We start from the raw sequence: 20,485 nt of genomic DNA on the forward strand, positions 1-20,485 counted from the left end.
GCCGCAGGCTCACTCCGCGGGCGTCTGGTCGTTCGCCGCGTCGTCGCGCCTGGTCCTGAATCCCGAATTCGGAAAGATCTCCATCAGCATCTTTCCGGCAAGCAGGGCGCCGAACAGCACCATGATAGAGGTTGTCAGCATGGTCATCGTCATTGGTCAAATTCCTTCTATACGTGTGCGTGGGTAACGACCCTCTACCGCCGGAAACGGGCGACAAGATGATGGAAAGGGTCGATTTCATGAAATTTGAAAGCAAAAATGTGGCCGCCTACAACTTCGCCTATCTCGACGAACAGACCAAGCGGATGATCCGGCGCGCGATCCTCAAGGCGCTGGCCGTGCCCGGCTACCAGGTGCCGTTCGCCAGCCGCGAGATGCCGATGCCCTATGGCTGGGGGACGGGGGGCGTGCAGGTGAGCGCGGCCACGCTGACGCCCGACGATGTGCTCAAGGTGATCGACCAGGGCGCCGATGACACCACCAACGCGGTGTCGATCCGCAAGTTCTTCGAGAAGACGGCGGGGGTGGAGACCACCGAGGAGACGGCGCGCGCGTCGGTGATCCAGACACGGCACCGCATCCCCGAGACGCCGCTCTCGGAGGATCAGATCCTCGTCTACCAGGTGCCGATCCCCGAGCCGCTGCGGTTTCTGGAGCCGTCGGAGGTGGAGACGCGCAAGATGCACGCCCTCGAGGAATACGGGCTGATGCATGTCAAGCTCTACGAGGATATCAGCCGCCATGGCGCGATCGCCACCGCCTATGCCTATCCGGTCAAGGTGGCGGGGCGCTATGTGATGGACCCGTCGCCGATCCCGAAATTCGACAACCCGAAGCTGGGGGATTGCCCGGCGATCCAGCTTTTCGGCGCGGGGCGCGAGCAGCGTATCTACGCGCTGCCGCCCTGGACGCAGGTGGTGAGCCTCGATTTCGAGGATCACCCGTTCGAGCCGAGCAAGGCGGAGGCCGACTGCGCGCTGTGCGGGGCCGGGGACAGCTATCTCGACGAGGTGATCGTGGATGACGAGGGCGGGCGGATGTTCGTCTGTTCCGACACCGATTACTGCCGCGCGCGGCGTGCGGCGGGGCATGTGGGGGCGCAGGGCGCGCCCGGGGAGGGGACATGACGGCGCTCTTGCAGGTGCAGGGTATCGCGAAATCCTACGGGGCGCGCGTGGGCTGCGAGGATGTGTCCTTCGATCTGTGGCCCGGCGAGGTGATGGGGATCGTCGGCGAGAGCGGCTCGGGCAAGTCGACGCTGCTGGCGTGCCTGTCTGGGCAGATGGCGCCGGACCGGGGCGCGGTGATCTACGACACGCGCGACCGCGGGCCGGTGGACACGCGCGCGATGTCCGAGCCCGAGCGCCGGATGCTGATGCGCACCGACTGGGCGCTGGTGCACCAGACGCCGCGCGACGGGCTGCGCATGGGGGTCTCGGCGGGCGGTAATGTGGGCGAGCGGCTGATGGCCGTGGGCGCGCGGCATTACGGCGATATCCGGGCGCGGGCGGTGGACTGGCTGGGCCGGGTGGAGATCGGGCCCGACCGGGTGGACGACCTGCCCTCGGCGTTTTCCGGCGGCATGCAGCAGCGGCTGCAGATCGCGCGCAACCTGGTGACCGGGCCGCGGCTGGTGTTCATGGACGAGCCGACCGGGGGGCTCGACGTGAGCGTGCAGGCGCGGCTGCTCGATCTGCTGCGGGGGCTGGTGCGGGAGATGGGCCTCTCGGCGGTGATCGTGACGCATGACCTGGCGGTGGTGCGGCTGCTGGCGGACCGGCTGATGGTGATGAAGGACGGCCGGGTGGTCGAGGCGGGGCTGACCGACCAGGTGCTCGACGATCCGCAGCACGGCTATACGCAATTGCTGGTGTCGAGCGTGTTGCAGGTGTGAGCGAGTATTTTTCCCAGGAAGAAGGAGGGTGGCGGTGATCGAGGTCGAGGGTCTGGGCAAGCGGTTCGTGCTGCACAACCAGGGGGGCGCCGTCATCGAGGTGATGGCGGGGGCGCATCTGCGGGTCGGGCGCGGCGAGTGCGTGGCGCTGACGGGGGCCTCGGGCGCGGGCAAATCGACGCTGATGCGGATGATCCACGGCAATTACCGCGCCAGCGAGGGGCGGATCGTGGTGGCGGGCGTCGATGTGGCGCGCGCCGAGCCGCGCGAGATCATCCGGCTGCGGCGCGAGCGGTTGGGCCATGTCAGCCAGTTCCTGCGGGTGGTGCCGCGGGTGCCCGCGCGCGAGGTGGTGGCCGAGCCGCTGCTGGCGCTGGGCGTGGGCCGCGACGAGGCGCTGGGCCGGGCCGGGGCGCTGATGGCGCGGCTCAACATCCCCGAGGCGCTGTGGTCGCTCAGCCCGACGACGTTCTCGGGCGGCGAGCAGCAGCGGGTGAACATCGCGCGCGGCTTCGTGCACGGCTTTCCGGTGCTGTTGCTGGATGAGCCGACCGCGAGCCTCGACCCCGCCAACCGCGAGGTGGTGCTGTCGCTCATCGCGGAGGCCAAGGCGCGCGGCGCGGCGATCCTCGGCATCTTTCACGACGCGGCGGCGCGGGCGCGGGTCTGTGACCGCGAGGTGGACGTGGGGGCGTTCGCGCCCGCGCGGGGTGCGGCATGAGCCGGGGCCGGTTGATCGCCGTGGTGGGGCCGTCGGGCGTGGGCAAGGACACGCTGATGCGCGCCATGGTCGCGGCGCGGCCCGGTCTGCGCCGGGTGCGGCGGGTGATCACGCGGCCCGCCGATCCGGCCGGCGAGGGGCACGAGACGGTGAGCGAGGCGGAATTCGCGACGCGGCTGAAGGAGGGCGGATTCGCGCTTCATTGGCGGGCGCACGGGCTGCGCTATGGCGTGCCGGTGGGGGTCGCGCTCGACCTGTCGATGGGCCGCGACCTGCTGGTCAACCTGTCGCGCGCGGTGTTGGCGCAGGCGCAGGCCCGGTTCCGGCCCTTTGCGGTGCTGCATCTCGTGGCCGCGCCGGAGGTGCTGGCCGCGCGACTGGCGGCGCGGGGCCGCGAGGCGGGTGCCGAGATCGGGGAGCGGCTGTCGGGGGCCGTGCAGGCGCTGCCCGAGGGGGTGGGGCCGGTGATCGAGATCGACACCGACGCGCCGCCCGAATGGCTGGCGCGGCGGGCGCTGGCGGGTCTCTACGCGGAGAGGGTGTGACGGTGGATCAGGTGAAAGCGGCCCTGCCGGTCCTCGCCCATGAGCGACAGCGCGTCCACCGGGACCGGGCGCGGCAGCAGCGGCGCGAGGTGTGGGCCGAGCGTGGCGCGCAGCGCGGGAAATTCGGATTTCGGGCGCGGTCCGGTGAGGGTGATGTGGAAGCGGAAGCCGTCCATCACATGCGGATAGCCCCATTGTGCGAGGCGGGCCTCCTGTTCGGCGCTGAGCCCGCCGGCGCGGCGGCGGGCAAGCTGCGCCCCGGTGAGCGGCGCGCGAAACGGCTCGAAGGCGCGGACGCAGGCGGCGGCGAGGGCGTTGATGCCGGTCTCGTCGCCCTCGGGGCGCAGCGCGAGGAAGCGGCCAAGGGGCGCGACGGCAAGCCCGTCGAGCGTGACCGGGGCGGTGGCGGCGCAGAAAGCGGCGAAGGCGTCGCGCAAGGCCGCCTCGGTGGTACCGAGGGGCAGCGCGAAGGGCGGCTTCATGGTGGCGTGAAGGCCGTATTTCCGGGGCGTTTCGGTGAGTGTGCTGACCGGCGCGGGCAGGCCGGGGATGTCGGGGTGCGGCACGGCGGTGCCGCGCGCCGGATCCCAGCCGAGCCACGCCGCGCCGAAATCCGAAAGCGGCCCCGGCTGGGGCGTGACATAGACGGCGTAGCGGGTGAAGGGCATGGGGTCTGTCATCGCCGGGCCGGTCTCTTGCAGGAAAGCGTGACGGTGACATGACAGAAGAAACCATTCTCGCCAATGCCCTCCTTGTGCTGCCCGGCGAGGTGCGGTGCGGGTCGCTGTGCCTGCGCGCGGGCCGGATCGCCGATATCGGCAACGGCGCGGGCGTGCCGCCCGGCGCGGTGGATTGCGGCGGCGATTACCTGGCGCCGGGGCTGGTGGAGTTGCACACCGACAACCTTGAGCGGCACATTCAGCCGCGCCCCGGCGTGGACTGGCCGCACGCGGCGGCGATCCTCGCCCATGATGCCGAACTGGCCAGCGTCGGCATCACCACGGTGTTCGATGCGATGCGGGTGGGCTCGATCCCCACCGGCTTGGGCCGCTACGGGGCCTATGCGCGGGGCCTAGCCAACGAGCTGTGGGCGCTCCGCGAGGGGGATGCGCTGCGGATCAGCCATTTCCTGCACCTGCGCGCCGAGGTCTGTTCCGAGACGCTGGAGGCCGAGATGGAGGCGTTTGGCACCGGCGACCGGGTGGGCATCGTCAGCCTGATGGATCACACGCCGGGACAGCGGCAGTTTCGCGACATGGCCAAGCTGGAGACCTATGTAAAGGGCAAGCATGGGCTCGATGATGCCGGGTTTGCCGCGCATGTGGCGCAGCTCAAGGCGCTGCGCGCGGCCAATGGCGACCGGCACGAGGCGGCGGCGGTGGCCCATGCCGCGCGCTATGGCGCGGTGCTGGCGAGCCATGACGACACCACCGAGGAGCAGGTCGCGGTTTCGGAGGGCCACGGCATCCGGCTGGCCGAGTTTCCCACCACGGCGGAGGCGGCGCGGGCCTGCCACGGGCGCGGGATTGCCGTCATCATGGGCGCGCCCAACCTGATCCGGGGCGGGTCGCATTCCGGCAACGTGGCGGCGCGGGAGCTGGCGGAGGCGGGGCATCTCGACATCCTGTCGTCGGATTACGTGCCCTCGGCGCTGCTTTATTCGGCGGTGCTTCTGGGCAGGCTCTGGGGCGACATGGCGCGGGGGCTGGCCACGGTGACACTGGGCCCGGCGCGGGCCGCGGGGCTGGAGGACCGGGGGCGGATCGAAGCGGGCGCGCGCGGCGATCTCGTGCGGTTCGGGCTGCGCGGGGATGTACCGGCGGTGCGGGGTGTCTGGTCGCAGGGGCGGCGCGTGGGGTGAGGGGGCGCGGCGGCCTTCGGCCTTGATTCCGCGCCGGGGCCAGGGAGGCGAATGGCGGGAACAGCCCATGAACGGCCTCATGCAGCCCCGTCCACATTCTCCCAGGTGTCGACACCAAAAGTGCCTGCCGTCAAACGGAAGGGTTGCCTGCGACAAGATGAAAAGGCTCCCGGCCGTGGCGCGCGTTGGGCAGCGGCCCTCCTTTTTGACACCGCCACAAGCCCGGCGCATAACGGGTGCGCTTCCAATCCATTGCACCGGAGACCCCGATGACCGAGCCGCTTTTCGACATCCCCGCCCCGCCCCTCGTGCCCGTCGAGGGCGACGCGCGCGGCTACCCGGTGCGGCGCATCTTCTGCGTCGGGCGCAACTATGCCGCCCATGCCGCCGAGATGGGCAACGAGGTGGATCGCGAGGCACCGTTCTATTTCACCAAGTCGGCCCACGCGCTGTGCCTGTCCGGCGCGACCATCCCCTATCCGCCGGGCACGCAGGACTGCCATCACGAGATGGAATTCGTGGTGGCGCTGGGGGCGGACGCCTTTGAGGTGTCCGAGGCCGACGCGATGGCGGCGGTCTGGGGGTATGGCTGCGGCATCGACCTGACGCGCCGCGACCTGCAATCGCAGGCCAAGGACACGCGGCGGCCATGGGACCTGGGCAAGGATTTCGAGAACGCGGCGATCATCGGCGCGCTGACGCCCAGGGCGCGCTTTGGCGAGATCGGGGCGCAGGCGCTGCGCCTCATGGTGGGGGATCGCGTGGCGCAGGCGGCGCGGCTGTCGGAAATGGTGTGGCCGGTGCCCGCGATCATCGCGCACCTGTCGCGGTTTTATCACCTGGCTGCCGGCGACCTGATCTACACCGGCACACCGGCGGGCGTGGGGCCGGTGGGGCCGGGCGATCGCATGCGGGGCGAGATCGACGGGCTGCCGGCGGTCGAGGTGACGATCGGCGCGGGCGCGTAACGGCGTGGCACCGGCGCGGCGGCCGGTTTTTCGGGGGGAGGGAGGCCCGGTGGGGACGGGTCCTGGCCTGTTGCGGCCGTTCGCCTCTCTGGTCCCGGCGCGGAATCAAGGGCGAAGCCCGCCGCGCCATCGCATGTCCGCCCCGTCGCACCGGAGGTGCGCCGGTATACGCGGCACGCCTTCGGCGTGACGGACAGGCGATGTGGTCAAGCCAGCGCGCCGAGTGCATGTTTTGCGGGTATGCAGGGATAAAGCGCACTGAAAAGACGGTCGGGTCGCCTGCCCGCGGACATGCGATGGCGCGGCTTATCTCAATGTCCCCTCCAGGCGATTCGCGCACAGCCCCCGCGACACGCCCCGTTCACCCCGGCAGCCCCGCCGCCGCCATCAGCCGCCCGGTTTCTTCGGCCAGCAGACGCTCCTGCGCCGCCCCCGCCACCGGCACGCGGCCCGCCTCCAGAAAGAGCGGCGCGGCCAGCGGCGACACGCGGGACAGGCGGCGCAGGGTGATGCGGCCATTGATGCGGTCGAGCATCTCTTCGATGCGGCCGAAATCGACCAGCCCGCGCATGGCCTCGGCCCGCGTGATGTCGAGCAGAAGGTGGCCGGGGTCGTATTTCACCAGCGTGTCATAGAGGATATCCGACGACATCGTGGTCTGCCGCCCGGTCTTGCGCGCCTGCGGGCTGTTGCGTTGGATGAGGCCCGCGATGGTGGCCGAGGCGCGGAATGTCCGCTTCATCACCGCGTTGCCCATGAGCCAGCTTTCAAGGCCTTCGCGCAGCGCCTCGCGGGCAAAGATCGGGGCGGCATCGGTCAGCGGCTCCAGCCCCCAGATCAGCGTGGCGTAATCGGTGGCCACGAACCCCAGCGGCGCGAGGCCCTCTTCCTCCATCCGCTTGGTGACCAGCAGGCCGAGCGTCTGCATCGCGTTGCGCCCGGCAAAGCCGTAGATGCAGACATGCTCGCGCCCGTCATGCGGAAAGCTCTCGATCAGCAGGCGCCCCGCCTGGGGCATGTCCGAAACGCTGCGCTGCAATGCCAGCCAGTCGCGGATATGGGCGGGCAGGCCGGGCCAGTCGGGTTGGTTGAGGATGGCGAGGATACGCTCCGACAGTTGCGTCGAGGTGGCGAACTTGGTGCCCATGAAGGTGGCGATTTTCGGCGTGCGCCCGGGATCGCGGCTGACCTCGACGACCATTTCGCGCAGGGATTCGAAGCGCACGATCTGCCCGCCGATCAGGAAGGTGTCGCCGGGGCTGAGCGAGGCGGCAAAGCCTTCCTCGATCTCGCCCAGGGGCTTGCCGCCGCGTGCCCGGCGCATCCGTACCTTGAGCGTATCGGTGTCCTGAATCGTGCCGATATTCATCCGGATGAGGCGCGGGCTGCGCGGGTCGCGTAGCTGCCAGAGCCCGTCGGGGCGCTGTTTCAGCCGCTGCCATTGGTCATAGGCCCTGAGCGCATAGCCGCCCGTGGCGCAAAACTCCAGGCAGGCGTCGAAGTCTTCGCGCGTGAGCGTGGCATAGGCCCCGGCAGAGGCGACCTCGGCATAAAGCGCGTCCGCCTCGAACGGCCCGGCGCAGGCGGCGATCAGGATATGCTGGCACAGCACGTCGCGCGGACCCGGGCCGCGCGGCTCGCCGTCCAGATCGCGATCCTTGACGGCCTGAAGCGCGGCGAGGCATTCGACCACCTCGAACCGGTTGGCGGGCACCAGGAGCGCCTTGGACGGCGCGTTGTAGCGATGATTGGCCCGCCCGATCCGCTGCACGAGGCGTTTGACGTTCTTCGGCGCGCCGACCTGAATGACCAGATCGACATCGCCCCAGTCGAGCCCCAGATCGAGGCTGCCGGTGCAGACCACGGCGCGCAACTCGCCGCGCACCATCGCGCCCTCGACCCGTTCGCGCTGCGCGCGGTCGAGGCTGCCGTGATGGATGCCGATGGGCAGCGCGTCGTCGTTGGCAAGCCAGAGGTTGTGAAAGAAAATCTCGGCCTGCGCGCGGGTGTTGTGAAAGATGAGCGTGGTCCTGTGGCGGCGCACCTGATCCAGAACGGCGGGAATCGCATACGCGCCGCCGCCCCCGGACCACGGCGGGGCCTCGGCCGTTTCCAGCATGGCGATATCGGGGTCGGGGCCGGGATCGGCGTTCAGGATGTCGCAGCGATGATCGCGATGCGCCATGAAACGGGCGAGGGCAGGCGGATCCTCGACCGTCGCCGACAGCCCCACCCGGCGCAGATCGGGGCAGAGCGTCGTGAGCCGGGCCAGCGCCAGCATGAGCTGATCGCCGCGCTTCGATTCGGCGAGGGCGTGGATTTCGTCGATCACGACGCGCCGCAGCCCGGCGAAGATGCGCGGTGCGTCCTCGTAGGAGATCATCAGCGCCAAGCTCTCGGGCGTGGTCAGCAGGATATGCGGCGGGTCGGCGCGCTGCCGCCGCTTGACGTGGGCGGAGGTGTCGCCGGTGCGGTCCTCGACGCGCACGGGCAGGCCCATCTCCGCGACCGGGCGCGTGAGATTGCGCCGGATATCGGCGGCCAGCGCCTTGAGCGGCGAGACATAGAGCGTGTGCAGCCCGGCGTGATCGCCCTGCGCCAGATCGGCCAGCGTCGGCAGGAACCCCGCCAGCGTCTTGCCGCCGCCGGTGGGGGCGATCAGCAGCGTGGCCGGATCGTCCGCGCGGTCGAGCATGGCCCGCTGATGCGAGTGCATCTGCCAGTCACGGGCGGCGAACCATTGGGCGATGGGGGCTGGAGGCACGCTCATGGAGCGCAAGCTAGTGGATCGGCCGAAACATTTGAATCCCCAAGTCCGGCGACAAGCGGACAGCGCAAGTCAGTCGGATGGTTTGATCAGTTGATCGATCACTCAATAGCCAGGTGGTCGCCCCCTGACACAAGATACCCGGTTCAAGCAGGGTAAGGGCATGAGCCCGGCATGCGGGCTGGCGATCGCGCGGCGGCGCGCAAGCGCGCCTTGTTCCGCGCGATGCGAGGCAGGCGAATGGCAGCAACAGGCCATCCGCCCCCTTCACGACGACTCCGGCCATCGACATCACCGCCCCGCTCTTGGCCCGGTCCCCGCGTCGCGGATTTCGCCCCCGGCGGCCCCGCCGCCCGGCTCAGGCGCGCACCAGCGCCTCGTAGGCGTCCGAGATGTCGCGCGTCATCGCCCCCACCTCGAAGCTGTAATCCCCGATCTGTCCCACCGGCGTCACCTCGGCGGCAGAGCCGGTCAGCCAGCACTGCTGGAAACCTTCCAGCTCCTCGGGCAGGATGTGGCGCTCGTGCACCTTGATCTGGCGATCCTTCAGCAGCCCGATCACCGTCTGCCGCGTCAGCCCGTCGAGGATCGCGTCGGGCAGCGGCGTGTGCACCTCGCCATCCTTGACGAAGAAGATGTTGGCGCCCGTCGCCTCGGCCACGTAGCCGCGGTAATCGAGGAACATCGCGTCCGAGCAGCCCTTGGCCTCGGCGGCGTGCTTGGACATGGTACAGATCATGTAGAGCCCCGCCGCCTTGGCCGCGACCGGGATCGTCTCGGGGCTCGGGCGCTTCCACTTGGCGATATCGAGCTTCGCGCCGCGGGTCTTGGCATCGCCGTAATAGCTGCCCCATTCCCAGGCGGTCACCGCCATGCGGATCGGGTTGCGCGCGGCCGCGACACCCATGTCCTCGCCTGCGCCGCGGAACGCCAGCACCCGGACATAGGCATCGCTGAGGCCGTTGGCGTCGAGCACCGCGCGCTTGGCGGTCTCGATCTCGTCCACCGTGTAGGGGATCGGCATATCCATCAGCTCGCCCGATTTCAGCAGCCGCTCGGAATGGGCGCGGCTCTTGAAGACCTTGCCACTGTAACAACGCTCGCCCTCGAACACCGAGCTTGCGTAGTGCAGCGCATGGCTGAGGATATGCACATTGGCGTCGCGCCAGTCGATGAGCGCCCCGTCCATCCAGATCTTGCCGTCGCGATCGTCATAGCTTGCCATGAGCCTGTCCTTCACAGTATTTGCATTTATTGCGCAAGATACGACCACATCGGACATGAAATTACGCAGTTTCCGCGATTCGCTACCAATTCGATCTTGGAATGTCAATAAAGCTGACTTAATGTCGGGAACGTGAAGGGCGATTTGTGAACGAGGTGCCGGTATGGGAGAGATGCAGGGCGGCGAGAACCTCTTGTTTCTCACCGACGAGCAGTTGCGGCAGGGGATCGAGGCGATGTTCTTCGCCTATCGCGGCTTCACCGCCGATCCCGACCGTATCCTCGCGACGATGGCCTATGGCCGCGCCCATCACCGGGCGCTGCATTTCATTGCGCGCATCCCCGGCACCACGGTCAACAACCTGCTCGCCATCCTCGGCGTCACCAAGCAATCGCTCAACCGCGTGCTGCGGACGCTGATCGAGGACGGGCTGGTCGAGAGCCGCGTCGGCACCACCGACCGGCGCGAGCGGCACCTGCACCTCACCGAGGCGGGCGCGGCGCTGGAGCGCAGGCTGTCGGACGCACAGCGCGCGCGGATGCGCGCCGCCTACCGCGCCGCCGGTCCGCAGGCGGTGGCCGGGTTCCGCCAGGTGCTCGAGGCGATGATGGAGCCCGAGCTGCGCCGCCTCTATCACGCGATCAGGGAGTCCGACACATGACCGAGCCCGCCCCGCACCTGCTGATCGTGGACGATGACGAGCGGATCCGCGGCCTGCTGCGCAAATTCCTGATCCGGCAAGGCTTTCTCGTGTCGGTGGCGCGCGACGCGGCGCATGCGCGGCGGGTGCTGGTGGGGCTCGATTTCGACCTGATCGTGATGGACGTGATGATGCCCGGCGAGAGCGGGCTCGACCTTACCCGTGCCCTGCGCGAGACCAGCACAACCCCGATCCTGCTGCTCACCGCCAGGGGCGAGACCAGCGACCGCATCGAGGGGCTGGAGGCGGGCGGCGACGACTACCTGCCCAAGCCGTTCGAGCCGCGCGAACTGCTGCTGCGGATCAACGCCATCCTGCGCCGGATGCCGGAGCCGCAAGCCGAGGACAAGCAGCCCAGGGTCGTGCAGATGGGCCCCGTCCGCTACGATATCGAGCGCGGCGAGCTGAACCGTGGCGGCGTGCCGGTCAAGCTCACCGCCACCGAGGTGCAGCTCATGCGCATCTTTGCCGGCAACCTGCGGCAGGCGATCAGCCGCGCGCGGCTGGTGGAAGAGCTGGGCCGCGACGACGGGCAGGCACAGGAGCGCGCGGTGGACGTGCAGATCACCCGCCTGCGCCGCAAGATCGAGGCCGACCCGAAACAGCCGCGCTACCTGCAAACGGTGCGCGGCGAGGGCTACATGCTCACCCCGGACTGACCGCCCCCGACTGACCGCCCCGGATGATACATTCACACACGTAAATGTGACGCGCCTGGCCGCGCTTTGCTGTTGAGTTCCGGGGGCGTGCGCCGCCTTCTGGCATGGCCCCGCCGGGGCCGCGCTATTTTGGCCCCGCCGGGGCCGCGCCATTTTCAACAGGAGTGATCCGACATGCCATTGACCAGAATGTTCACCGCCGCCGCAACCGGCCTCGCGCTGTTTGCCGGCACCGCGCTGGCCGCGCCGGTTTCCGTCACCACCGTGCTCGACCCGCAGGAGCAGATGCGCTTCGAGATGGGCGACGGCACCAAGCATTTCGTGCTCGCCGTGCGCCGCGAGGGCGTCTCCGAGGGCGACGGCGTGCTCGCCGGGGCCGATGTCACCGAGTTCGGCTGGCACGACATCGACCCGCCCAACGCGGGAGACCCGCAGGGTTATCTGCGCTTCGAGGCCGGCAATGGCGACGTTGCCATCGTCAGGTTCACCGTGCGCGCGGTGTTCATGAAAGGTGCGGAGAAACCGGCGTTGCACGATAACGGATTCTGGGAATTGGTGAGCGGCACCGGACAGTTCGCAGGCAAGCGCGGCGTCGGCGCGCTCAGGATCGAGCCGGCGGGCGGGCCAAAGCGGCTCTTTACCCTCACCGGCGAGATCGGCGACGCCCCCTGACCGGTGGGGGCTGGCGGGGGCTGGCGGGGGCGCTGTCCCCGCCGCGTGCCCCGGTCACCCTGTCGGCCGGTTCGGGACGGGCAGGCGTACCGCGCCCGCGCGCCCCCGCGTGCAAACCCTGCCGTCGCGTGCCGCGACCGCGCGTCGTGGTCACGATCACGCCCCGCCGCGCCGCCCGCGCCCCGCCACCGCCGCGATACCGACAGGATACCGACCCTGTGCAGGCCAGCGGCGAAATTTATATTAATACATAATATCAACAGCTTGATGGAATTTCCGGAAAATTCCGCGACTCACCCGATGTCGGTTTACCCCGCATTAACCCTGCCCGCGCTATTGCTGTCGGTGCAAGTTGGCGAGGTCACGGGATGCCCAAGGTTACACATCCTTCCACTCACCCCCCACTCCCACCCACCACGGAAGATGAGCGGGTCCAGTGGCTTCGCCTCTTGCGCTCCCGCCGGGTCGGCCCGCGGACCTTCCATCGCCTGATCGCCGAACACGGCTCCGCCGCCGCCGCGCTCGACGCCCTGCCCGAGGTGGCCCGCGCCGCCGGTGTGCCCGATTACCGCGCGTGCCCTGCGGGCGTGGCCGAGGCCGAGCTGCGCGCCGGCGCGGCGGCGGGGGCGCGGCTGCTCACCTGCGCCGAGCCCGCCTATCCCGCGGCCCTGCGCGACCTGACCGACGCGCCCCCGGTGCTCTGGATCATGGGCGATCCGGCGATTTTCGCGCGCCCCGCGATCGCCCTCGTGGGCGCGCGCAACGCCTCCTCGCTGGGGCTTCGCATGGCGAGGTCGCTGGCCGCGGAGCTTGCCGGGCAGGGCCGGGTCATCGTCTCGGGCCTTGCCCGCGGGATCGACACCGCGGCCCACCGCGCCAGCCTCGAACACGGCACCATCGCGGCGATGGCCGGGGGCGTTGACGTGATCTACCCGGCGGAAAATGCGGGGCTTTCCGGGGATATCCTGCGCCGCGGCCTGCGCCTGTCCGAACATCCCCCCGGCCTCGTGCCGCAGGCGCGCCACTTCCCGGCGCGCAACCGGCTCATCAGCGGGCTCGCCAGCGCCGTCGTTGTGGTCGAGGCCGCCGCGAAATCCGGCTCGCTCATCACCGCGCGCAGTGCGCTCGATCAGGGCCGCGAGGTCATGGCCGTGCCCGGTCACCCGATCGACGCCCGCGCCGCGGGCTGCAACATGCTGATCCGCGACGGCGCCACGCTGGTGCGCAGCGCCGCCGACGTGATCGAGGCGCTGCCCCGGCAATCCGCGCCGCACCAGGCCGACATGCCGCTCGCGCCTGCCACGACCGGGACGGGGGCCGCGCCGCCGCCGCCCGGCGACGATACGCCGCCGTCACGCACCCTGCGCGACACCGCCGCCCTGCACCGCCAGATCCTGTCGCGCCTCGGCCCCTCGCCGCTGGCCGAGGATCAGCTCATCCGCGATCTCGCCAGCCCGGCGCAGGCGGTTACCCCGGCGCTCGTCGCGCTCGAACTCGACGGGCGCATCACCCGCCACCCCGGCGGCCTCGTCTCGCTCGCCTCCTGACCGCCGCCATCACCGCGCCCCGCCACCGCGTTGACAAAGCCCCTTGCCAGCCCACATGGTGCGCCGCCATAAGCGGCTCCCAGAGCCGGAAGGAGTGCCCATGCCCGTCGTCGTCGTAGAATCGCCTGCCAAAGCCAAGACGATCAACAAGTATCTCGGCGATAACTACACGGTGCTGGCAAGCTACGGCCATGTCCGCGACCTGCCGCCCAAGGACGGCTCGGTCGATCCCGAGAACGGGTTTGACATGACATGGGAGGTGGGTGCCGACGCGCGCAAGCACGTCAAGGCCATCGCCGACGCGCTCAAGGATGACCCGGAGCTTATTCTCGCCACCGACCCCGATCGCGAGGGCGAGGCGATAAGCTGGCACCTCGAGGAGGCCCTGCGCAAGCGCCGCGCCATCAGGAAGGACACGCCGGTGAGCCGCGTGGTGTTCAACGCCATCACCAAATCCGCCGTCACCGAGGCGATGAAGAACCCCCGCGAGATCGACGCGCCGCTGGTCGAGGCTTATCTGGCGCGCCGTGCGCTCGACTATCTTGTCGGCTTCAATCTCAGCCCCGTGCTCTGGCGCAAGCTGCCCGGCGCGCGTTCGGCGGGGCGCGTGCAATCGGTCTGCCTGCGTCTCATCGTCGAGCGCGAGGAAGAGATCGAGGCGTTCAGGCCCCGCGAATACTGGTCCGTCAAGGCCCGTCTCACCACGCCGCGCGGGCAGGAGTTCGAGGCCCGCCTCGTCACGCTGGCGGGCGACAAGCTCGACAAGTACGGCCTGGAAAACGTCACGCAGGCCGACATGGCCGTGCAGGCGGTGGCGTCGCGCGCCCTCACCGTCACCGGCGTCGAGGCCAAGCCGGCCACGCGCAACCCCTCGGCGCCGTTCATGACCTCCACCCTGCAACAGGAGGCGAGCCGCAAGTTCGGCATGGGTGCGCGGCAATGCATGTCGGCGGCGCAGCGGCTCTACGAGGCGGGGCTGATCACCTACATGCGGACCGACGGCATCGACATGGCCCCCGAGGCGGTGATGGCCGCGCGCGACGCGATCAAGGACCGCTACGGCGCGGATTACCTGCCGAAATCGCCGCGCATGTACAAGAACAAGGCCAAGAACGCGCAGGAGGCGCATGAATGCATCCGCCCCACCGAGATGACGCGCGACGCGGGCAGGGCGCGGATATCAGACGCCGATCAGCGCAAGCTGTACGACCTCATCTGGAAGCGCACGCTGGCCTGCCAGATGGCCGCCGCCCGGCTGGAGCGCACCAGTGTCGAAATCGGTAGCGCGGACGGCCAGGTGGGGCTGCGCGCCACCGGGCAGGTGATGCTCTTCGACGGTTTCCTCAAGGTCTACGAGGAGGGGCGCGACGATGTCGCCACCGACGACGACGACCGTCGCCTGCCGCAGATCAGTGAGGGCGACAAGGCCGCTTTCGCCGGGGCCTCGCTGCGTGCGGACTTCGCCAGGGCGCAGGAGGGCAAGGACGCCGCCGCCGCCATGCTCTCGGACAACGAGGCGGTGCTGGGCCTGCAACACTTCACCCAGCCACCGCCGCGCTACACCGAGGCGACGCTGGTCAAGAAGATGGAGGAGCTGGGTATCGGCCGCCCCTCCACCTATGCCAGCGTGCTGGGCACCATCGAGGAGCGGGAATACGTCCGCAAGGATCAGGGCCGCCTGGTCCCCGAGGACAAGGGCCGAATCGTCACCACCTTCCTCATCAACTTCTTCCGCAAATACGTGGGCTACGAATTCACCGCCAATCTCGAGGAGGATCTCGACCGCGTCAGCGCCGGCGAGGCCGATTACAAGGAGGTGCTGAGCCGCTTCTGGCGGGACTTCTCGGCGGCCATCGCCGAGACCTCCGAACTGCGGATCAAGGACGTGCTCGACGTGCTCGACGACGCGCTCGCCCCCACGCTCTACCCCCCGCGCGAGGATGGCGGCGACCCGCGCCAATGCCCGCTCTGCGGCACCGGGCGACTGCATCTCAAGACCTCGCGATCGGGCGGGTTCGTGGGCTGCGGCAACTACCCCGAATGCCGCTACACCCGTCCCATCGGCGGCGACGCCGCGGAAAACGGCGACCGCATCCTCGGCGAGGACGAGCACGGCAACGAGATTTCCCTGCGCTCGGGCCGTTTCGGCCCCTACGTGCAGCGCGGCGAGGCCACCGAGGACAACAAGAAACCCGACCGCGCCAGCCTGCCCAAGGGCTGGAAGGCCGACGAAATGACGCTGGAAAAGGCGCTCACCCTGCTGAGCCTGCCGCGCGAGGTGGGCGAGCATCCCGATGGCGGCACGATCAAGTCGAATTTCGGTCGCTACGGCCCTTACATCATGCACCAGGGACCCGACGACGCCAAACCGGTCTACGCCAATCTCAAGGACCCCAATGACGTGTTCCAGATCGGCATGAACCGCGCGGTGGAGCTGCTCGCCGAAAAGCGCGCCAATCCCGGCGGGCGCGGGCGGGGGGCCGCCAAGCCGCTGCGAGAGCTGGGCGAACACCCCGAAGAGGGCGGGCCGGTGCAGGTCTTCGAGGGGCGCTACGGCCCCTATGTGAAGTGGGGCAAGATCAATGCCACCCTGCCCAAGGATACGACCCCCGAGGAGATCACGCTGGAGGCGGCGACCGATCTCATCACGGCCAAGGCGGCCAAGTCCGGCGGCAAGAAGAAAGCCGCACCCAAGAAGACCGCCGCCAAGAAGACCGCGGCCAAGAGCACGACCGGCAAGGCGGCCCCCAAGAGCTCCGCGCGCAAGAAGGTGGGCTGAGGCAGGGGGCCCTCGAAATCTTCAAAAGATTTCGGTCCGCTTTCTTTCCAGGAAAGCGACGCGGGGCGGGGCATACGTAGTAATCCGTAAATCGCCGCGATGCAGCGCGCCCCGCGTTGACACCGCCCCCCGCGCCGCCGCATACCATGGGCCACCGCTTTCAGGAGGAGACGCACGATGTCCAAGGTATACGGCTCGGCGGCCGAGGCGCTCGACGGGCTCTTGCATGACGACATGACCATCGCCGCGGGCGGCTTCGGCCTCTGCGGCATCCCCGAACTGCTGCTTGCCGCAATCCGCGATTCGGGCGTCGGAAACCTCACCTTCGCGTCCAACAACGCGGGCGTCGACGATTTCGGCATCGGCATCCTGCTGCAGACCCGGCAGGTGAAGAAGATGATGTCGTCCTATGTCGGCGAGAACGCCGAGTTCATGCGCCAGTATCTCTCGGGCGAGCTGGAGCTGGAGTTCAACCCGCAGGGCACGCTGGCCGAGCGGATGCGCGCTGGTGGCGCCGGCATCCCGGGCTTCTACACCAAGACCGGTGTCGGCACGCAGATCGCCGAGGGCAAGGAACACAAGGAGTTCGACGGCGAGACGTATATTCTCGAACGTGGCATCTTTGCCGACCTCAGCATCGTCAAGGCGTGGAAGGCCGACACCACCGGCAACTGCATCTTCCGCAAGACCGCGCGCAACTTCAACCCGCCTGCGGCGATGTGCGGGCGGACCTGCGTGATGGAGGTCGAGGAGATCGTCGAGCCCGGCACGCTCGACCCCGACTGCATCCACCTGCCCGGCATCTACGTGCACCGCCTGATTCAGGGCGACCACGAGAAACGCATCGAACAACGCACCGTGCGCAAGAGGGAGGAGGCCTGATGCCCTGGACCCGCGATCAGATGGCGGCCCGCGCCGCGCAGGAACTCGAGGACGACACCTATGTCAATCTCGGCATCGGCATCCCGACGCTGGTGCCCAACCACATCCCCGAGGGCGTGCACGTCACGCTGCAATCCGAGAACGGGATGCTGGGCATGGGCCCGTTTCCGCTGGAGGGTGAGGAGGACCCCGACCTCATCAATGCCGGCAAGCAGACCATCACCGAACTGCCCCACACCGCCTATTTCGACAGCGCCACCTCCTTTGGCATGATCCGCGGCGGCAAGATCGCCATGGCGATCCTCGGCGCGATGGAAGTGGCCGGGAACGGCGATCTGGCCAACTGGATGATCCCCGGCAAGCTGGTCAAGGGCATGGGCGGCGCGATGGACCTCGTCGCCGGCGTGCGCCGGGTGGTGGTGGTCATGGACCACACCAACAAGGCCGGCGAGTCGAAGCTGCTCGGGCAATGCACCCTGCCGCTCACCGGCACCGGGGTGGTCAACCGGATCATCACCAATCTCGGCGTGCTCGACGTGGTCGAGGGGGGCTTGCGTATCGTCGAATGCGCCGACGGTGTGACCGAGGACGAGATCCGCGCCGCCACCGAGGCCGCGATCGTCAACTGAGACCGCCCCAGCACGATGCGGGCCGGGCCGCCGCGCCCGGCCCGATTCATCGATGACGCATGTTCGGGAAGCTCAAAACCGGTGCCGACTTTTGAGCAACATGCTCTATTTCAGCGCCAGATCGAAGGCGCAGGCGTCGGTGACAAGCTCGGGCCGCGTCTTGCACAGGCCCCGCGCCACCTCGAAGGCCGCGAGCACCCGCGGCACGTAGTCGCGCGTCTCTGGCCAGGGCGGCACGCCGCCGTGGTCGCGCAGCGCCCCCTCGCCCGCGTTGTAGCCCGCCAGCGCGAGGATCACGTCGCCGCCGAATTCCTCGATCAGCCAGTCGAGATAGGCCACGCCGCCGCGGATGTTCTGTGCCGGTGCCAACGGGTCGGCCACGTCGAATCGCGCCGCGGTGTCGGGCATGAGCTGCATCAGCCCCTGCGCGCCCTTCGGCGACACCGCCGCCGCGCGCCCGCCCGATTCCACCGCGATCACCGACAGCGCCAGCGCGGGCGAGACGCGGGTGCCTATGGTGGCGCGCAGGATGTCGGCCCCCCGCGCGCGCGCCATTTCCTGCAGCGCCTCCAGCCGCGGCACCGCCAGGGCCACCCCGGCCGGCGGGTTGGCCAGCCGCCGCGATGCCGCCTGCAGCCGCATGGCGACGTCGGCGTCGAGCCCGGCGGGCACATCCTCCCAGAACCAGCCGAGGCGGGGGGCCGGCCCCTGATTCGCATCCGGCCCGGCGCGCGGGGTGTCCTGCGGCGTGATCTGCACCAGCGGGCCGCGCCGCTCGCCGGGTTCGGGGGCCTTTTCGAACTTGGGCGAGAAATCGGGAAAGGGCGGCGGATCGCCCGCGCGCGCCGGACCGGTCAGCGCCGACGCCGCACAACAGCACAGGATTCTGAATATTCCGTTGATCGGCACTGCCCCGCCCCGGATTTTGTTTTCCACATGATGCCAACAATCCGGCCAGATGACCAGAATCGTTGCGCTGAATGAGGGTGAAGTTGCGCGATTTTCGCCAGATTTTGCACGTAAAAGCTGTATTTGGATGGGGGTTAGGATTTTGTTTATCTTTATGTTCAGTATCTTAATGGTCTTTCCTGTAAAATCTGTCAATTCACAGAAATCGCTTCATTGCCGCCCAAATCGCGCCCGAATCCGAGGGCCATATAGCTTCACACCACGACGGCAACGGGCCATAAAAACTGGAGGGCTCACACCGGGGTGGATGTGCAAACTGAGCAACTGATCCTTTGGAGGGACCAAACCATGATGAACTTCTTCAAGACTTTCGCCCGCGACGAAGACGGTGCCGTGACGGTTGACTGGGTCGTTCTGACCGCAGCGATTGTGGGCCTCGGCATCGCGGCCATCGCAACGGTCAAGGGCGGCGTCGACTCGCTGGCCGGTGAAATCGACGGCTCGCTCTCCGCCGGCAAGGTCGAGAAACTGGGCACGATGGGCAGCACCGGCGGCAACTAATACCGTCCGTCCCCCTTGCGGCCTACGGGTCGCAAGGGGCGCTTGTCGCGACATCGCGGGGCCGGGGCCGTCATGGGCCCGGCCCCGCGGGCGTCTTGTAACGGGGTCTGCGTCGGGGCGTACCTGCGGACCGTGCCGCGTCCGCCGCCGACTGTCCCTCATTTCGCCACAATCGCGCGGTATCCACGGAACAAGACGCGGCCCGGGACGCCGAGGCGGACCGGCCATGTGCCGCAGAAACTGGAAAGGATGACGCGATGCGCCTGATCTTCGGACTGGTCCTGCTGGTCGGTATCGGCCTTGCAGGGTTCGCCACCTACATGGCGAAGAGTTACATTGACCAGTATCAGCAGCAACTCGCCGAGGAGCGCAAGCAGCGCGCCCCGGCGTTCGAGACGGTCGATGTCATGGTCGCGGCGCGCGACCTGAAATATGGCGAAAAGCTCGAAAAGGACGCGGTCACTATCGTGAGCTATCCCAAGGCGTCCTTGCCCGAGGGTGTCTTTGCCGAGGAAACCGCCCTGTTCCCCGAGGACGCGCGCGACCCGCGCGAGGTGCTGTTCAGCATGGTCATGGGCGAGGTCATCCTCGACAACAAGGTGACCGAACCGGGCGAGGCCGCGGGCATCTCTTCGCGGCTCGTGGACGGTATGCGCGCGTTCGCCATCGAGGTGGACGCCAAGAGCGGGGTCTCGGGCTTCCTGCGTCCCGGCGACCGGGTCGATGTCTATTGGACCGGCAATGTCGGCCAGGGCAATCTGCGCACCGAGGGCAACTCCTCCGGCAGCGTGACCAAGCTCATCGAGGAGGGCCTGCCGCTCGTCGCCGTTGACCAGAGCGCCGACATGAACCGCGAGGAGGCCCGCATCGCGCGCACCGTGACGGTCGCGGCCACGCCGCAGCAGGTTGCCGCCCTGGCACAGGCGCAATCCACCGGGCGGCTGTCGCTGTCGCTGGTCGGCGCGCTCGACCGGACCACCTCGTCCGTGATCGAGGTCGATCAGTACAGCCTGCTCGGCCTGGAGGCTGCCGAGGCCCCGGAGCCGCCGCAGATGGAAGAGGAGCGCTGCACCGTGCGTGCGCGCCGTGGCTCCGAGGTGATCGTCGCCCCCATCCCCTGCACCAACTGAGGCCGCGGCGGCCCGCGCGCGGCCCTTGCCTGGTGG

20 protein-coding genes are annotated in these 20,485 nt (G+C 68.8%); 15 read left to right on the plus strand and 5 right to left on the minus strand.

Annotated features, from left to right (window positions below; translation table 11 throughout):
- Nucleotides 1–9: 9 nt before the first annotated feature.
- Nucleotides 10–153 (minus strand): hypothetical protein, encoded by a 144-nt coding sequence (locus ACFFU4_RS17120; RefSeq protein WP_377071078.1) that lies wholly within the window; start codon nucleotides 151–153, stop codon nucleotides 10–12.
- Between the two features lie 107 nt (nucleotides 154–260).
- Here ACFFU4_RS17120 and ACFFU4_RS17125 point away from each other — a divergent pair, with 107 nt between their 5' ends.
- Genes ACFFU4_RS17125 through phnN form a run of 4 tightly spaced genes read left to right on the plus strand, consistent with a single transcriptional unit; the run spans nucleotide 261 to nucleotide 3,160 of the window.
- Nucleotides 261–1,127, plus strand: a complete 867-nt coding sequence (locus ACFFU4_RS17125; RefSeq protein ID WP_377071200.1) for an alpha-D-ribose 1-methylphosphonate 5-phosphate C-P-lyase PhnJ — start codon at nucleotides 261–263, stop codon at nucleotides 1,125–1,127.
- Nucleotides 1,124–1,894: a phosphonate C-P lyase system protein PhnK gene (gene phnK, locus ACFFU4_RS17130; protein WP_377071079.1), complete on the plus strand. Its 771-nt coding sequence runs from the start codon at nucleotides 1,124–1,126 to the stop codon at nucleotides 1,892–1,894. The genes ACFFU4_RS17125 and phnK overlap by 4 nt, the downstream gene beginning before the upstream one ends.
- A gap of 34 nt (nucleotides 1,895–1,928) precedes the next feature.
- Entirely contained in the window at nucleotides 1,929–2,615 is a 687-nt protein-coding gene (phnL, locus tag ACFFU4_RS17135) for a phosphonate C-P lyase system protein PhnL (RefSeq protein ID WP_377071081.1), read from the plus strand.
- Entirely contained in the window at nucleotides 2,612–3,160 is a 549-nt protein-coding gene (gene phnN, locus ACFFU4_RS17140; protein ID WP_377071083.1) for a phosphonate metabolism protein/1,5-bisphosphokinase (PRPP-forming) PhnN, read from the plus strand. The genes phnL and phnN overlap by 4 nt, the downstream gene beginning before the upstream one ends.
- Here the strand turns inward: phnN and ACFFU4_RS17145 are convergent.
- Nucleotides 3,142–3,828 (minus strand): DUF1045 domain-containing protein, encoded by a 687-nt coding sequence (locus ACFFU4_RS17145; RefSeq protein WP_377071202.1) that lies wholly within the window; start codon nucleotides 3,826–3,828, stop codon nucleotides 3,142–3,144. The two genes, phnN and ACFFU4_RS17145, sit on opposite strands and share 19 nt — an antisense overlap.
- A gap of 50 nt (nucleotides 3,829–3,878) precedes the next feature.
- Here ACFFU4_RS17145 and ACFFU4_RS17150 point away from each other — a divergent pair, with 50 nt between their 5' ends.
- Both ACFFU4_RS17150 and ACFFU4_RS17155 read left to right on the plus strand, forming a co-directional pair.
- Nucleotides 3,879–5,021 carry an alpha-D-ribose 1-methylphosphonate 5-triphosphate diphosphatase gene (locus tag ACFFU4_RS17150; protein WP_377071085.1) on the plus strand — a complete coding sequence of 381 codons (1,143 nt, stop codon included), beginning with the start codon at nucleotides 3,879–3,881 and terminating at the stop codon, nucleotides 5,019–5,021.
- Nucleotides 5,022–5,290: 269 nt separating this feature from the next.
- Nucleotides 5,291–5,989, plus strand: coding sequence for a fumarylacetoacetate hydrolase family protein (locus ACFFU4_RS17155; RefSeq protein ID WP_377071087.1), 699 nt, complete (start codon nucleotides 5,291–5,293; stop codon nucleotides 5,987–5,989).
- Between the two features lie 361 nt (nucleotides 5,990–6,350).
- On the opposite strand, the gene ACFFU4_RS17160 is transcribed toward ACFFU4_RS17155, so the two are convergent.
- Together ACFFU4_RS17160 and ACFFU4_RS17165 are read right to left on the minus strand one after the other, a co-directional pair.
- Nucleotides 6,351–8,759, minus strand: coding sequence for a ligase-associated DNA damage response DEXH box helicase (locus tag ACFFU4_RS17160; RefSeq protein ID WP_377071088.1), 2,409 nt, complete (start codon nucleotides 8,757–8,759; stop codon nucleotides 6,351–6,353).
- 355 nt (nucleotides 8,760–9,114) lie between these two features.
- A complete protein-coding gene (locus ACFFU4_RS17165; protein WP_377071090.1) occupies nucleotides 9,115–9,981 on the minus strand; it encodes a branched-chain amino acid aminotransferase in 867 nt (288 codons plus the stop codon).
- Nucleotides 9,982–10,144: 163 nt separating this feature from the next.
- On the opposite strand from ACFFU4_RS17165, the gene ACFFU4_RS17170 reads away from it, so the two are divergent.
- The 7 genes from ACFFU4_RS17170 to ACFFU4_RS17200 all read left to right on the plus strand — a co-directional run bounded on the left by ACFFU4_RS17170 (nucleotide 10,145) and on the right by ACFFU4_RS17200 (nucleotide 17,849).
- Nucleotides 10,145–10,642, plus strand: a complete 498-nt coding sequence (locus tag ACFFU4_RS17170; RefSeq protein ID WP_377071091.1) for a MarR family winged helix-turn-helix transcriptional regulator — start codon at nucleotides 10,145–10,147, stop codon at nucleotides 10,640–10,642.
- Nucleotides 10,639–11,340, plus strand: coding sequence for a response regulator (locus tag ACFFU4_RS17175; protein WP_377071093.1), 702 nt, complete (start codon nucleotides 10,639–10,641; stop codon nucleotides 11,338–11,340). The genes ACFFU4_RS17170 and ACFFU4_RS17175 overlap by 4 nt, the downstream gene beginning before the upstream one ends.
- A 174-nt stretch (nucleotides 11,341–11,514) precedes the next feature.
- Nucleotides 11,515–12,012, plus strand: coding sequence for a hypothetical protein (locus tag ACFFU4_RS17180; RefSeq protein WP_377071095.1), 498 nt, complete (start codon nucleotides 11,515–11,517; stop codon nucleotides 12,010–12,012).
- Between the two features lie 368 nt (nucleotides 12,013–12,380).
- Complete coding sequence (dprA, locus tag ACFFU4_RS17185) at nucleotides 12,381–13,559, plus strand: DNA-processing protein DprA (protein WP_377071097.1); 1,179 nt, start codon at nucleotides 12,381–12,383, stop codon at nucleotides 13,557–13,559.
- Between the two features lie 100 nt (nucleotides 13,560–13,659).
- Nucleotides 13,660–16,338, plus strand: a complete 2,679-nt coding sequence (gene topA / locus ACFFU4_RS17190) for a type I DNA topoisomerase (protein ID WP_377071099.1) — start codon at nucleotides 13,660–13,662, stop codon at nucleotides 16,336–16,338.
- A gap of 177 nt (nucleotides 16,339–16,515) precedes the next feature.
- Nucleotides 16,516–17,220: a CoA transferase subunit A gene (locus ACFFU4_RS17195; protein ID WP_377071100.1), complete on the plus strand. Its 705-nt coding sequence runs from the start codon at nucleotides 16,516–16,518 to the stop codon at nucleotides 17,218–17,220.
- Complete coding sequence (locus ACFFU4_RS17200) at nucleotides 17,220–17,849, plus strand: 3-oxoacid CoA-transferase subunit B (protein WP_377071102.1); 630 nt, start codon at nucleotides 17,220–17,222, stop codon at nucleotides 17,847–17,849. The genes ACFFU4_RS17195 and ACFFU4_RS17200 overlap by 1 nt, the downstream gene beginning before the upstream one ends.
- Nucleotides 17,850–17,954: 105 nt before the next feature.
- On the opposite strand, the gene ACFFU4_RS17205 is transcribed toward ACFFU4_RS17200, so the two are convergent.
- Nucleotides 17,955–18,785: a lytic transglycosylase domain-containing protein gene (locus tag ACFFU4_RS17205; RefSeq protein WP_377071103.1), complete on the minus strand. Its 831-nt coding sequence runs from the start codon at nucleotides 18,783–18,785 to the stop codon at nucleotides 17,955–17,957.
- Nucleotides 18,786–19,106: 321 nt separating this feature from the next.
- On the opposite strand from ACFFU4_RS17205, the gene ACFFU4_RS17210 reads away from it, so the two are divergent.
- Both ACFFU4_RS17210 and cpaB read left to right on the plus strand, forming a co-directional pair.
- A complete protein-coding gene (locus tag ACFFU4_RS17210; protein ID WP_377071104.1) occupies nucleotides 19,107–19,319 on the plus strand; it encodes a Flp family type IVb pilin in 213 nt (70 codons plus the stop codon).
- 257 nt (nucleotides 19,320–19,576) lie between these two features.
- Nucleotides 19,577–20,449, plus strand: a complete 873-nt coding sequence (cpaB, locus tag ACFFU4_RS17215; protein ID WP_377071106.1) for a Flp pilus assembly protein CpaB — start codon at nucleotides 19,577–19,579, stop codon at nucleotides 20,447–20,449.
- The last annotated feature ends 36 nt before the right edge of the window (nucleotides 20,450–20,485 follow it).

Source organism: Roseovarius ramblicola, from assembly GCF_042430665.1.
In the GTDB taxonomy this organism is placed as follows: domain Bacteria; phylum Pseudomonadota; class Alphaproteobacteria; order Rhodobacterales; family Rhodobacteraceae; genus Roseovarius; species Roseovarius ramblicola.

Excerpts from the sequence above, each read along its gene's own strand:
- ACFFU4_RS17160 (WP_377071088.1), bottom strand. The coding sequence starts at position 8,759 with ATGAGCGTGCCTCCAGCCCCCATCGCCCAATGGTTCGCCGCCCGTGAC.
- ACFFU4_RS17150 (WP_377071085.1), top strand. The coding sequence starts at position 3,879 with ATGACAGAAGAAACCATTCTCGCCAATGCCCTCCTTGTGCTGCCCGGC.
- ACFFU4_RS17120 (WP_377071078.1), bottom strand. The coding sequence starts at position 153 with ATGACGATGACCATGCTGACAACCTCTATCATGGTGCTGTTCGGCGCC.
- ACFFU4_RS17155 (WP_377071087.1), top strand. The coding sequence starts at position 5,291 with ATGACCGAGCCGCTTTTCGACATCCCCGCCCCGCCCCTCGTGCCCGTC.
- cpaB (WP_377071106.1), top strand. The coding sequence starts at position 19,577 with ATGCGCCTGATCTTCGGACTGGTCCTGCTGGTCGGTATCGGCCTTGCA.
- ACFFU4_RS17200 (WP_377071102.1), top strand. The coding sequence starts at position 17,220 with ATGCCCTGGACCCGCGATCAGATGGCGGCCCGCGCCGCGCAGGAACTC.
- ACFFU4_RS17170 (WP_377071091.1), top strand. The coding sequence starts at position 10,145 with ATGGGAGAGATGCAGGGCGGCGAGAACCTCTTGTTTCTCACCGACGAG.
- phnN (WP_377071083.1), top strand. The coding sequence starts at position 2,612 with ATGAGCCGGGGCCGGTTGATCGCCGTGGTGGGGCCGTCGGGCGTGGGC.
- ACFFU4_RS17165 (WP_377071090.1), bottom strand. The coding sequence starts at position 9,981 with ATGGCAAGCTATGACGATCGCGACGGCAAGATCTGGATGGACGGGGCG.
- ACFFU4_RS17175 (WP_377071093.1), top strand. The coding sequence starts at position 10,639 with ATGACCGAGCCCGCCCCGCACCTGCTGATCGTGGACGATGACGAGCGG.
- phnK (WP_377071079.1), top strand. The coding sequence starts at position 1,124 with ATGACGGCGCTCTTGCAGGTGCAGGGTATCGCGAAATCCTACGGGGCG.
- ACFFU4_RS17145 (WP_377071202.1), bottom strand. The coding sequence starts at position 3,828 with ATGCCCTTCACCCGCTACGCCGTCTATGTCACGCCCCAGCCGGGGCCG.
- ACFFU4_RS17180 (WP_377071095.1), top strand. The coding sequence starts at position 11,515 with ATGCCATTGACCAGAATGTTCACCGCCGCCGCAACCGGCCTCGCGCTG.
- ACFFU4_RS17195 (WP_377071100.1), top strand. The coding sequence starts at position 16,516 with ATGTCCAAGGTATACGGCTCGGCGGCCGAGGCGCTCGACGGGCTCTTG.
- dprA (WP_377071097.1), top strand. The coding sequence starts at position 12,381 with ATGCCCAAGGTTACACATCCTTCCACTCACCCCCCACTCCCACCCACC.
- topA (WP_377071099.1), top strand. The coding sequence starts at position 13,660 with ATGCCCGTCGTCGTCGTAGAATCGCCTGCCAAAGCCAAGACGATCAAC.
- ACFFU4_RS17210 (WP_377071104.1), top strand. The coding sequence starts at position 19,107 with ATGATGAACTTCTTCAAGACTTTCGCCCGCGACGAAGACGGTGCCGTG.